The sequence below is a fragment of the Pseudoalteromonas sp. OANN1 genome, assembly GCF_024124685.1.
GTDB classification, from domain to species: Bacteria; Pseudomonadota; Gammaproteobacteria; order Enterobacterales; family Alteromonadaceae; genus Pseudoalteromonas; species Pseudoalteromonas piscicida.
Genome location: NZ_JAMXSE010000006.1, coordinates 86,611 through 99,343, shown reverse-complemented (window position 1 = coordinate 99,343; position 12,733 = coordinate 86,611). Strand labels below are relative to the sequence as shown.

At 47.0% G+C, this 12,733-nt stretch carries 9 protein-coding genes; all 9 read left to right on the top strand.

Going from position 1 to position 12,733, the window contains the following annotated elements; genetic code table 11:
* Positions 1 to 10: 10 nt before the first annotated feature.
* Genes NH462_RS07465 through NH462_RS07425 form a run of 9 tightly spaced genes read left to right on the top strand, consistent with a single transcriptional unit; the run spans position 11 to position 12,731 of the window.
* A complete protein-coding gene (locus NH462_RS07465) occupies positions 11 to 1,507 on the top strand; it encodes an AMP-binding protein (RefSeq protein WP_253105225.1) in 1,497 nt (498 codons plus the stop codon).
* On the top strand, positions 1,500 to 3,683 hold the full coding sequence (locus NH462_RS07460; RefSeq protein WP_253105224.1) for a beta-ketoacyl-[acyl-carrier-protein] synthase family protein: 2,184 nt from the start codon (positions 1,500 to 1,502) through the stop codon (positions 3,681 to 3,683). Before NH462_RS07465 ends, NH462_RS07460 begins: the two co-directional genes overlap by 8 nt.
* Before the next feature lies 1 nt (position 3,684).
* A complete protein-coding gene (locus NH462_RS07455) occupies positions 3,685 to 4,452 on the top strand; it encodes an ABC transporter ATP-binding protein (protein WP_010369407.1) in 768 nt (255 codons plus the stop codon).
* Positions 4,445 to 5,560, top strand: a complete 1,116-nt coding sequence (locus tag NH462_RS07450) for an ABC transporter permease (RefSeq protein WP_010369409.1) — start codon at positions 4,445 to 4,447, stop codon at positions 5,558 to 5,560. The genes NH462_RS07455 and NH462_RS07450 overlap by 8 nt, the downstream gene beginning before the upstream one ends.
* Positions 5,557 to 5,955: a 3-hydroxyacyl-ACP dehydratase FabZ gene (fabZ, locus tag NH462_RS07445; protein ID WP_017218124.1), complete on the top strand. Its 399-nt coding sequence runs from the start codon at positions 5,557 to 5,559 to the stop codon at positions 5,953 to 5,955. Before NH462_RS07450 ends, fabZ begins: the two co-directional genes overlap by 4 nt.
* Before the next feature lie 11 nt (positions 5,956 to 5,966).
* A complete protein-coding gene (locus tag NH462_RS07440; RefSeq protein ID WP_253105222.1) occupies positions 5,967 to 6,698 on the top strand; it encodes an SDR family oxidoreductase in 732 nt (243 codons plus the stop codon).
* On the top strand, positions 6,695 to 7,402 hold the full coding sequence (locus tag NH462_RS07435; RefSeq protein WP_253105220.1) for a hypothetical protein: 708 nt from the start codon (positions 6,695 to 6,697) through the stop codon (positions 7,400 to 7,402). The genes NH462_RS07440 and NH462_RS07435 overlap by 4 nt, the downstream gene beginning before the upstream one ends.
* The gene (locus NH462_RS07430; RefSeq protein WP_253105217.1) at positions 7,399 to 8,154 is read left to right on the top strand and encodes an alpha/beta fold hydrolase; all 756 of its coding nucleotides are present in this window, start codon (positions 7,399 to 7,401) and stop codon (positions 8,152 to 8,154) included. The genes NH462_RS07435 and NH462_RS07430 overlap by 4 nt, the downstream gene beginning before the upstream one ends.
* Positions 8,155 to 8,177: 23 nt before the next feature.
* Positions 8,178 to 12,731, top strand: coding sequence for a non-ribosomal peptide synthetase (locus NH462_RS07425; protein WP_253105214.1), 4,554 nt, complete (start codon positions 8,178 to 8,180; stop codon positions 12,729 to 12,731).
* Positions 12,732 to 12,733: the final 2 nt, after the last annotated feature.

Genomic DNA, 12,733 nt, shown 5'->3' with positions numbered 1-12,733 from the left:
GAAGGACACCATGCAAACATACAGTGCCATTCGTTCAACACTCATGCAACTGATTGAAGCTGAGTTAGAAGTAGATAAAGAACAACTAGACGTAATAAGTGACGACGCCAATTTAATTGAGGCGCCACTGTTTCTCGACTCGGTCGACCTTATGCAGTTATCTGCTGCATGTAAAAAAGCGTTCCAATTAAAAGACTTGGGCGAATTGAGCACTGTAACTTTGGCGACACTAACACGTCAAATAGCGTTAAACTTAACGCAACAAAAACAAGCAACACCCTTAGAGACTTGGGCAGATCAAGTCACCTCTCTCAAAGAGACCGATTTACTAGCACTGATACAGCGTAGTCTAGAGTGTGAGATCAACGGTCAGGCTCGCCTTATCAAAGACAGTACGCCATGCGATATCATTGTGAGCACTATGGTGTTATTAGCACACAGTATCACTCCGGTATTAAGTGCGAATACGGCCGCGAACGCCAATGCGTTTAGCTGGCGAGAGCTCACGCTTGCCAATCAAGAGGTGGAAATTCCGTTTCATTCCATGACGGCATTTTTACAGCACCATAGCGATAAGACAATTGGCTTTGAAACGTCAGGCAGCACAGGTAAGCCACAAACTTGGCATAAATCCATCGCCTCACTCCATGCAGAAGCCGTCACCTTTGCTGACACTTTCTCGTTTGACGCAGTAGATTATTTCTGTGCTTGCGTAGATATCCGCCACATGTTCGGTTTTATTTGGGCATTTATGCTCCCTCTTCAGCTAGGCAAACCTGTGTGTTACGAACTCGGTTCAACACCGGATTTACAACCTGTAAAAGACAAACAGGTAGGTGTGATCTTAACGCCAACTATGTTTGACTTTGTGGCCGATCAGTTAAATCAAAACCACTGTTATTTAATAAGCTCAGGTGCACCATTCAAAGGTGAGAAAGAGCAAAAACTTGCCGACCTTATTTCTTACCTATCACTTTCAATACAAGCTTTTGAAGTACTAGGAAGCACTGAAACCGGCGGTATCGGCTATCGTCCATTAGGCAACAACGAAACGCACTTTACTAAGTTCACTGCCGTCGACATTTATCAAAATGGCGAGCACAAAACCATGTTGAGATCGCCGTTTTTAGTGGCTAATTGTGAAGAGTTTGAGCTCAAAGATAAGCTGATTTTCAGCAATGAAAATCAATTCACACACGGTGGGCGCGCAGACCAAATATTTAAATATGCAGGTAAACGCTACTCGCTACAAAGTATAGAAAAAATCCTCCAAGAACGCTTTGTGGGACTTCGCCATCGCGTGTTTTTTATCGAGGACAATAACAATAATAAAGGGGGCGAGCTGGTCGCCTTTGTCGAAGGACTATCTTGCATCCCTACCCTTCAGGACATCAGAAGTTGGTTTAAAGATTTACCCACGCCGCAGGTTCATTTTTTGGCGCAATTTCCAGAAAACGAACTCGGCAAAATCACCCTCTCGGCACTACAGGAATGCGTACATGAATAATAAACAACAAACTTTCATTACTGGTTATGGTGTGCTCTGTGCAGCAGGCGAAAATCGCCAAGCGCTGCTAACTAGCATCAAGGAAAACCGCACTGGTATTGACCGCATTAATCGTTTCGACACACAGGGACTAACACACAATGTTGGGGCGCTCGCTATCAACTACGAGCACCACAGCGCAGAACATTTTGATATGGATCTGGCGAGCCAATACGCTATCCATGCCGTTACAGAAGCACTTGAGCATGCAAATTTAGCCTTAAATCAGATGGACAGTACCCGTGTGGCATTTATTCTCGGTAATGCTAACTGCGGTATGTTTTCATTGATGGAGAGCCTTAAAGGTCAGCACCAACTGGGGTTTAAGTTTTATCCACCACATCAAATTGCAACCGATGTCAGCCGCCACTTCGGTATTCAGGGCCCTGTAATGACTTTCACCTCGGCCTGTACCGCAAGTAGCTGTGCCATTGCTTTTGCTAAACAACTTATCGAAAACGACCAAGCAGATGTCGTCATTGCTGGCGGTGCGGATGCCCTGAGCGAGCTGGTTTACGGCGGCTTTCAGTCGGTACAGTCCTTGAGTCCTGAGCCTTGTGCTCCGTACAGCGAAAAAATGGGATTAAGTTTAGGTGAAGGCGCAGGTTTTTTAGTCTTTGAATCGCAAACACATGCCAATCAGCGTAACGCAACGCTGCGATATCAACTGCTCGCGACAGGGTCGAGCTTAGATGCTCACCACGCTACAGCGCCTAACCCCGAGGGCGATGGTGTACGCCGCGCTTTTACGCAGACATTGTCCTATGCGCCCGTTGCAGCAAGTGATATTGAATATATCAACAGCCACGGGACTGGTACGCCAGCAAATGATGGCGCAGAGCTAAAAGGGATCCAATCAGCCATTGGTGAACAGGCCATGCGCGACGTCTCGGTTTCAAGTAGTAAATCTTACTTTGGTCATACCCTTGGTGCCGCTGGTGCCGTAGAACTTATTTCAACTTTGGTCAGCCAGGATGAAGGACTTCTACCAGCAACACTGGGGGTCGACTCAATAAGGTCGTGTTGCCATGCGTATCAATTAGTGACCAATCAGGCCAGACCTCAGGTTGTTGATGTTTTTGCGGTGACTAACTCAGCATTTGGTGGCCACAACACCAGCATGCTACTCAGTAAACATCAGAAAACGTCGATTAACACGGCGTCAAAACCGGTGTATCTACTTGCTGCCACCAGCCTGTCTGATACTGAAGTATACAATGCTCGACAAAATAGCACCGACCACTTTGCTGAATTTAACTTAAAACAGCAGTTCCCTGCACTTTTCCAGCGCCGTACACCGTGTGTTGCACAATTTGCCTTAGGTGCCTGCCAATTTACCTTACAAGACAGCGATCTCAATTTAGCACAATTACCACTGCCAGAATTCGCAGCCTACTATGCTAATCCCATTGGCTCGCTGGAAACCTTAGATAAAAACCTCGCATCATTTCAAGATGGCATTGCAGAGCTAAAAAGTACGCATTTCCCCAATACCGTCGTCAATGCCACATTAGGACAACTGGCGCTCGGCTTTGGCTTTAAAAACTCGGCCACTTGTGTGAGTGATTTAGGCAATGACTTTTTACATGCGCTTTGGAGCGCAGCACTTGATATGCGTGAAGGTCGAAGTCGATATGCGATGGTATGTAGCTCGCAAGACGATACAGCACTCTCACAGCAGGTCTGGGCTGCACATCAATTCCAAGCAGATATCGGTCATTTTTCCAGTGCGGCGCTCTTGGCAACCAGCGAGGTGTTACCGGCAGGCTACCAACCTCTCGCAGAGCTCATTGATTTTATTCAAATCAATGATGCGCAGGAACATCAAGCACTAGACAGATTATTGGCAAGCAATGCTAGGAAGCTAAGCCAAGTGGGCAATGTCGTGTTAAGTACTCATCACGACGAAGCGTTTGCCACCATTGCAGCAAGCTTGGACAGCCATTTACCACAGGCTCAACTTATAAAATATCAACCACAAACCACGCCTCTACACAGTACAGAATTAGCAGTGCGTGCGCTAATGCATGCACTCAACACCCCAGCAGGTGATACCGAGTTAGATCAAACCCTACTCCTAAGCGTTAATCTCGCGGGAAGTATGACGGGATGTATTTTACGAACAGTAAGGAAATAAGATGACGACCGTGATCGAAGTGAAGAACTTAAGGAAGGTCTACAAAAGAACACGAAAAGTTGCCGTCGACGACGTCTCTTTTAGCGTTAGCGAAGGCGAATGTTTTGGACTCCTTGGGCCCAATGGCGCCGGAAAAACCACGACGTTGGAAATACTTCAGGGCTTGCGTAGTGCAACGTCAGGTGAAGTGACGTTATTCGGTCTTAATTGGAAGCAACACGAAACCAAACTTCGCAGCCTTATGGGTGGCGTGATGCAACACAATAACCTCTACGAAAAACTCAAAGTAAAAGAGTGCGTCGAGCTATTTGCCAGCTTTTACCCAAGCTACACGCCAATTGATACGCTGCTTGAGCGCTTCAATTTAAGCGAGAAAAAGGACGCTTGGCTAAGCGAACTCAGCGGTGGACAAAAGCAACGCGTATTTTTGGCGATGGCAGTGGTTGGCCAGCCCAAGTTGGTGTTTTTAGATGAGCCAACTACGGGACTTGACCCCACGAGTCGCCAGGAGTTTTGGCACATCATTAAAGATCTCAAAGAAGCTGGTACCTGTGTGATGTTAACGACGCACTACATGGATGAGGCAGAGTTCTTATGCGACAACTTAGCCATCATTAATTCAGGTCAAATCATAGAGTCAGGCGCGCCAAGCGACATTATTAATCGCACCTTTGAGACTCCGGTGATTAAAGAACCCAGAAAAGCCACACTCAACGACGTATTTTTGAAACTCACAGGTTCCACGATGGAGAGGGAAAGTTATGCCTGAGTTAAGTCAAACTAAGTTATATCCATTTTGGCAATTAATGATGGTCAATATTCGACCTTTTTTCCGTGATAAAGCGGTATTGCTATGGACATTCGGTTTACCTATTTTTATCGCCCTATTGTTGATCCAAGCCTTCTCCGGTGGACCAAAAATGTCTCCTATGAATGTGGTGGTGATGCATGGCGAGCAAATTGAACAGAAATGGCTTAAAGCGATGGAGGAAGATCCACTCGTTACCGTTACCCGCCTCTCACAAACCGATTCAATTGTGCTGGAAGACAGCTTTGCTTCTGCTCAGCTGGCGGAAGTGATCAGCTCACCAGGCTCAGTGCTACGTAAGCTGCAAAATGAGGTGAGCCCTGAAGTTTACCTTGCCCCCAACGCTATGTTTTCTACTCATAACTCCGATGAGTCGTTAATGGCACGTAACTATCTATTGCGTCTTAAAGCGCAAGCTAACGGCGAAGAGATGCGAAGCAATGTCATTAGCGTCAAAGGTTATCGTTACACTGACTGGTTGATCCCGGGGATCATCGTGTTACAAGTCCTTGGTTTAGCACTGGTGTCGATTGCCAACAGTTTAGTGTCGGACAGACAAAACGGCTTTTTTAAACGTCTACGCCTTTCTCCTTTCAAACGCCGTGATTACATCATTGGGATCGTGCTCGCACGCTTATTCTTGCTGGTGTTCCAAATGCTGATTCTGTTCGTCGCATTTCACTTTTTATTTGGCTACACGCTGCAAGGAAACGTGCTGGATATCATTGCGGTAATGGCACTCGGTTCATTTTGTATCTGTATGCTCGGCGTGTTAGTCGGCGCCCGTAGCCAACGGGTTGAAGTCTCATCAGGGATAGCTAACTTACTTTACTTTCCGTTGATGTTCTTATCAGGCATTTATTTCGACACTGCTAACTTTCCCACTCTACTGCGAGAAATAGTTTCGTTACTGCCAACCACTGCGTTTTTGGATGCACTGCGCTTAGTCGCAAACCAAGGGGTTGAACTGGCTGCGGTAAGTCGTCAACTGATTATTTTAGGCGTCACCAGCGTGGTGTTCTTCCTCATCGTTTACTTCTGCTTTGACTGGGGAGATGAAAAATCATGATCACCGATAACTTGCCGCACAAGGCACCATTTAAGTTTGCAGACAAGATAATCGAACACTCTCCAGGAGAGATGATTGTTGGATTGAAGTTCGTCTCGCATAACGAGCCAGGCCTGCAAGGACATTTTCCGGATGAGCCTATTTTCCCAGGTGTGTTAATCATTGAGACCATGGCGCAGATCAGTGGCTTGTGCTGCAACAACACGCACACAGGAGGCATGCTGTCTTCCATAGAAAAAGCCAAATTTAGTCGCCCTGTTCGCCCCGGTGAAATCATTAAAGTAACGGCAAAACTAGAAACTGAATTTGGTGCGATGGCACGCTTTAAAGCACAAGCACACGTTGAAGATGAGTTGGTTGCAAAAGCCGAACTCACGATTGTTTACACGGATTAAGGAACTTGGTTGTGTTTACTGGAAAGACAGTAGTAGTGACTGGCGTATCCAAAGGGATAGGCAAAGGCATCGCACTCGCCTTTTTGCAAGGTGGTGCTCGAGTATACGGTATTTGTCGCACACAAACCCCCATCGCGGAGTTACACAAACCTGAGTATCAAGCTCGTTTCACTCAACAAAGCGGCAATATTACCGACAGCGAGTTCGTCAACTCCGCTATTCGCCAAGCGATAAGCGACACGGGTCGGGTTGATGTGTTAGTGAATAACGCAGGGATCACGGGTGATAGCTTGTTCTCTCAGATGTCGTACGACGCTTTTCATAACGTGTTAGATATCAACTTCAAGGGTACATTGCTGTGTTGCCAAGCGGTATTACCAGTCATGACTAAGCAAGGTGCAGGCAAGATTATCAACATGGTGTCGCAAAGCGGAATAAGCGGACGTGAAGGTCAAGCTAACTACGCGACCTCAAAAGGCGCAATTATTGGCCTCACTCGGACTATTGCACGGCAATATGGTCACTGTGGTATTTACTGTAATGCACTCGCTCCGACGTTTATTGCAACCGATATGATTGATGATATCCCCGCAAGCATTATCAACCCGGTGCTTAAACATACCGCACTAGGTCGTGTTGGGAGCGTCAAAGAAATTGCTGATGCCACGCTATATCTCGCTTCTAGCGCCTCTAACTACCAAACTGGAAATGTGCTTCGTTTGGATGGAGGGCTTGCGGTATGAATGCTCAAGCGTTTATTTTACTTTACCCAACAAGTGAGTTTGATAGCCACTTCGTTACCCATTTGCTGTCGCAAAAACATCCGTTACTCCTTATCAATGCAAGTGCTGAAGTGCTCGCGCATAATCCAGAAGCGAGCCATATCCAACTTTGCGCTCCCCTCTCGGAGTTAAATACCAATGCATTACTAGATTGGTTTGAAATCAATAATAATCAGCAAGAAGTGATGGTACTGCATTGTGCCAATCGCCTTGATGAAAGCAACCTACTCGAAGACATTGCCATTGGTGAGCAAGTGATCGCACGCCTAGAAAGCGCATTTTCGGCACTCAGAGTCATCGCCGACAACCTCAGAGTGAGTGGTGGAAACCTCGTCTTTTTAACGCAATCCGACACCTTAAATTACGAGTTAGAGGCCACCGCTAGTGTCTGTAACCACGCTCATAACGCATTGATGATGACGCTCGCGCGCGAATATCAAGGTAGCAAGCTGGCAGTTAACAGTTTTGTGTTACCGCTACTGGCTACCGATAGCAAAGCCGCAAGGATCCAAAAGCGCAACCTAAAAGGAGGCGTACTGGGTGCACGACCTGCGGTATACAGCTATCAAGACTTGGTGGAATACCTAGTCAACTTTATGAAAACCAACTCCATGCTCACCGGTCAATCCATCGCATTCACACCAACGCTGGAGCTCAAGCTATGATGCCGGTTGACTTATACTGTTTCCATCACGCAGGTGGCTCTTCTTTGTTTTTTAGGGAATGGGCCAAACATTTACCTGCGCATTGGCAACTCCACGGCATCGACTTACCGGGCCGTGGTACTAAAGCAGGTATGCAATCTTTACGGGACTGGGATGAGGCACTTAGTCACCTAAGTAGTAGCGCGCAACTTCAGCCGCGTAGTGAGCGGCTGTGCGTGTTTTTTGGTCACAGTCTTGGCGGGATGGTGGCTTATAAGCTTGCCGATCATCTTGCTAAACACGCACTGACAACACCGGATTTACTCTGTCTATCTGGGTGCCGCGCGCCAAGTATTCCCTCGGCTACCCAGTACTCAAAATTGACTGACTCGGACTTGCTCACGACTTTATATCATCTCGACATGCTGCCTAAACATCGTTTAACGAAGGATGTAGAAGCGGTTGTGGCTGCCATGTTTAAAGACGACTTTATGTTAGCCGAGCAACCCGTCAGTACAGACATTACGTTGACGATGCCGGTCGAACTGATCCTCGCCACACAAGATCACTTGGTTAAGCCTGAGTCACACCAAGCTTGGTCTGAGTACTGCGAGAACCATTTTCAGCACCATCATGTCGATGGTGGTCATATGTATTTACAACAACGCCCAACGCTGGCGTGTGAGGTGATTGTCGCCGCAGTAGCGCGACACTTAGCACGCTTGCAGCAAACAAAATACCAAAAAGCAAACTGGCAAAAGCCGTTGTGTTAAGGCGAAAAAACAAGGATCACGCAATGAACTCACTGTCCAATTCCGCCAATTTCAAGTCTCTGACAACGAGGCAACTTCACGTATGGCAAGCCCAACAGCTTGATTTGGCAAATCCAGTATATAACATCGCTTGCGCGGTACAGTTTACCGGCGGGCTCACAGCCGAGGCACTAGAGCAAGCCTTGGTGTTGCTATTTGCAAGGCACCCAGTTTTATCGAGTCGTATTGATGAGGCTCAAGGCGAACCACAACTCGAATTATTAGCCAGTGCCCCTAAGTTATTAGCCGTGCCTGATGAGATTGCCGCTTTTAGTGACTCTATCACCGCCAAAACCTTAATTGAGCAAGCCATCGATATCACCAAAGAGACCTTTCAATTCTACGCTTGTAGCTCGGAAACTCGGTTGCTATTGACCATCAAAGGGCATCACATCAACTGTGACCAGTGGGCATTGCAAGTACTGATGAGCGATTTACTCGCATGTATAGAAGCGGTGCTTGATAACTCTGAACTTGATCTCGCCCCCCTTGATTATCAAGTGATGTTTGAAGAAAAGCCTGAGCGTGCAGCAACCTCACAAAAGAGCGAACTCTATCCTATCGATTTTTACCAGAGTAATACTGAGGCACTAGCGCACCATTATGACGGCATCGCGTTTCGTGAAGAAAACCCAGAGGCACTCAAACAAGTAAAACAGGCAGCCTCTCAAGCTGGTGTTACGAGTTTTAGCGTCGTGCTTGCCAGCGTCTTTTTGACTTTATTTCATACCACTGGGCAAACCGATTTGACCATAGGGATCCCGATGGCTCGCCGCACCCGTAAAACACGCGCGATCTTAGGTCATTACTCAGACGTTGAAACGGTTTCTATTTGCGATATTGAGCAGTACACAGGCGCATCGCTTATCAGTGAAGTCAGTAACCAGCTCACCCAATTACTGCTGTCAGGAAATAATAATAAAGACGCTGCGAAGCATATTAATGTCACCTGTAACTACTTAGCCAAGCTAAAAAGCAATGGCATTCGTCCAGGGATCACCCCGTTGATGATTGGTCGCCAAGGGTACGAACTTGCTTTGGGCACAGCGGGAGATACCATTATCAAAGGGGTATCCATTGAGCCTGGTGTTTCACAATTTGATATCGAATTTACGCATTTTGAAACAGAAGGAGGCCTTTGTCGTAAAGTGGTCGCCGCTAAGTCTGTCTTTTCTCGCGTGGCAATGACACGGATCACCGATATTCAGGCGCGCTTTATTGAATTACTTACCCACTCTAGCGACCTTAATATCGCCGAACTGCCGGTACTGGATGAAGAAGAGCAAAAGCTTATCTTGGCGCGCAGCAATCAAGACAATGAAACGTTCTTTTCCGACACCACTTTAAATCACTGGTTTGAACAAGCGGTAAGTAAGCACCCAGATCAAATCGCGCTACAAACCCAAACACAATCTATCGATTATAAAACCCTTAACGCCAGAGCCAACGCCCTTGCCTTGCATTTACGGGAGCAATATCAGTCTCAGTATCAACAACCCCTCACTGCCGATACGTTAATTGGGCTGTACATGCAGCCTTCTATCGAGATGCTGATTGCAATTCTTGCTGTCACTAAAGCGGGGGCGGCATATGTGCCGCTGTCTCCCGACCATGCCAGCGAGCGAACAACCTTTATTCTAAGTGATACCAACCCAAGCCTGTTGATCGTCGACGAGCAAGAGTATGCCGCCGCACAAGACAAATGCAGTTTGGCGGAGGTGGCTTGCCCATTAATTACGCCACTTAATGCTCAGCAACAAAGCGACACAGCACCTGTCATCAGCCAATCACCGCAGGACTTGGTATACATCATTTATACCTCAGGTACGACTGGCCAACCAAAAGGCGTGATGCAAACTCATGAAAACGTCGCTCGATTGTTCACGGCGACGGAGCAAGATTATGGCTTTGACCATCACGATATCTGGGTGCTTTACCATGCCTATACTTTTGACTTTAGTGTATGGGAAATGTGGGGTGCCCTACTTTATGGCGGTAAACTCTGTATTCCTGACAACAGCCTGATCCGCGATTTTGAGGCCTTTGCAGACTACTGCTCAGACAATCAAGTGACTGTGCTTAATCAGACTCCTGCCGCATTCTATGAATTTAGTGCAGCGGCACTAAACGCAAAATTGAATTTTGACAAACTGAGGTATGTGATTTTCGGCGGTGACAAACTCAACCCCGAAATGCTCAACCCTTGGTGGAACTGCTACGGCGATGAACAGCCGCTATTGGTCAACATGTATGGGATCACTGAAACCACGGTGCATGTAACCTATAAAGCACTCACGCAACAATCAAGCTCTAAAGCCTCTCATATCGGTAGACCCATATTAGATATGAAAGCGTACGTGCTAAATTCCAAATTGCAGTTGGTCGAACCCGGCGCCTGCGGTGAGTTATATATTGGCGGTGCAGGTCTTGCTCGTGGTTATTTAAACCGCGAAGCGCTCAGTCAAGAACGCTTTATTAGCAGCCCATACGCAAGCGAACAAGACATTCAACAAGGACGAGCCAGACTGTATAAAACCGGTGACTTGGCAAGACGCCTACCGGATGGTGAGTTGGAGTATATCGGTCGTAACGATAATCAGGTGAAGATCCGTGGCTACCGTATTGAACTGGGTGAAATCGAAAGCGTGATCAACCAATTGCCAGAAGTTGCCCAAGCAGTGGTTATCGACCGTACCTTACAAAGTGTTCCCTACCTAGCCGCTTATATCAAGTTTAAGCCACAACATCACGGCCAAACTGCCCAAGTGAAAGCCCATGTGAGTCAAGCGCTACCCAGTTATATGCAGCCAAAAACATGGACTGAGCTTGCGGAAATACCTTTGACTGGCAATGGTAAATTAGACCGTAAAGCGTTGCCAGAGCCTGAGCTGGTAAGCCAAAGCGAATATGTAGCGCCGCAAGACGAAACTGAAGCGCAACTGTGTGAAGCATTTAAAACTTTGCTTGGTGTTGAGCAAGTGAGCACCAAAGATGATTTCTTTGCTATCGGTGGTGATTCTATTCTCACGATTCAACTCGTTGCTTTACTCAGAAAGCAAGGCATTGAACTGCAAGTAAAAGATATCTTTGACTGTCCAACTGCAGCGGCGTTGAGTCAGCGTATTGTTAGCGTACAAGCGACTCAACGAGAGATAACACAAGAGCAAGGCCTACTGAGCGGACGCTTTGATCTACTGCCAATTCAACAATGGTTTTTCAATAAAGCACTACCGGAGGAGAATCATTGGAATCAAGCATTTGCAATTAGGATCCCAAGCGGCTTTAGCCAAATTCAATTACAAGAGGCACTACACAGTTTAAGTGATCAACATGATATGTTGCGCACAACCTTTATGGAATTTGAAGGCCATATTACGCAAGAATATAACGATGTTAGTACGATGGCGCCACTCAACGTCCTTAACGGCAAGTCGCACGATGTACAAGCAGAGCTCAACGCGCGACAAAGCCAGTTCGATATTTGTAATGGCCCACTTTGGCAAGTTACACATATCGAAGCGTTTTGCGAAGACTACGACTTGCTTCACTTTGCGCTTCACCACTTAATCATTGATGCGGTTTCTTGGCGGATCATCGCGCAAGATCTGCAAACCCTTTTAGCACAAGGTGAGTTGCTGAGTAAACGTACCAGCTATCGTCAATGGGTAGAAATGATGCAAGCGTACCCAGCAGCACACCCGCAAGAAATGGCATTTTGGCAGCGTTTAGCAACCAACTTGCCAAGCTATCCGCCAAGCATGGCTGCAACACCGTCAACCGCGTGGTTAGAGCTAGACGCGCAAACCACGGCCCGCTTAATACGTGACGCGAATGCAGGCTTCAATACGCAAGGTGAAGAGTTACTACTGGCTGCTTTGTGCCAAGCATTGAGTAAAACCTTTAAGCAAACTCAGCATGCTATCACGTTGGAAAGTCATGGTCGTGAAATGTGGCGTGATGATGCTGATATCAACCAAACAATTGGCTGGTTCACTTGCTTGTACCCGCTACGCCTAACTCAACAAGCGACACTAAGCGACACCATTATTGATGCCAAAGAAGCGCTACGCCAGATCCCAAATAAAGGTCTTGGTTTTGGTAGCGCTCAACTGCAAGACACCAGCTTAACGTTGCCAAATATCAGCTTTAACTACCTAGGCCAAATGGGTGGGCAAAGCGATGCGCTTTGGCAGATAGACAACCAACTGCAAACCGAAACAAGTTCCACACAAAACGGCTCGGATCTGATCCTCGATATCAATGCGCTGGTTCAGGGCGAGCAACTCAGGATCAAAGTGGATTCATTACTAGATGGCAATCTTACCGATGCCTTCGCTACTCACTTAACACAAGCGCTGCATGATGTATTGGATACGGCGCTCGAGGCGAAAAAGCACGGCGGTGTAAGCACCCCTAGCGACTTTGGCGCGGGCTCGCTTTCTCAGGAGCAACTAGCTGCACTGCAGTCCCAGTTAAGTGAAACACAACTAGAACAAACCACGACTCAGTCTGAAAAAACACAAGAATTAGAGATTTAAAC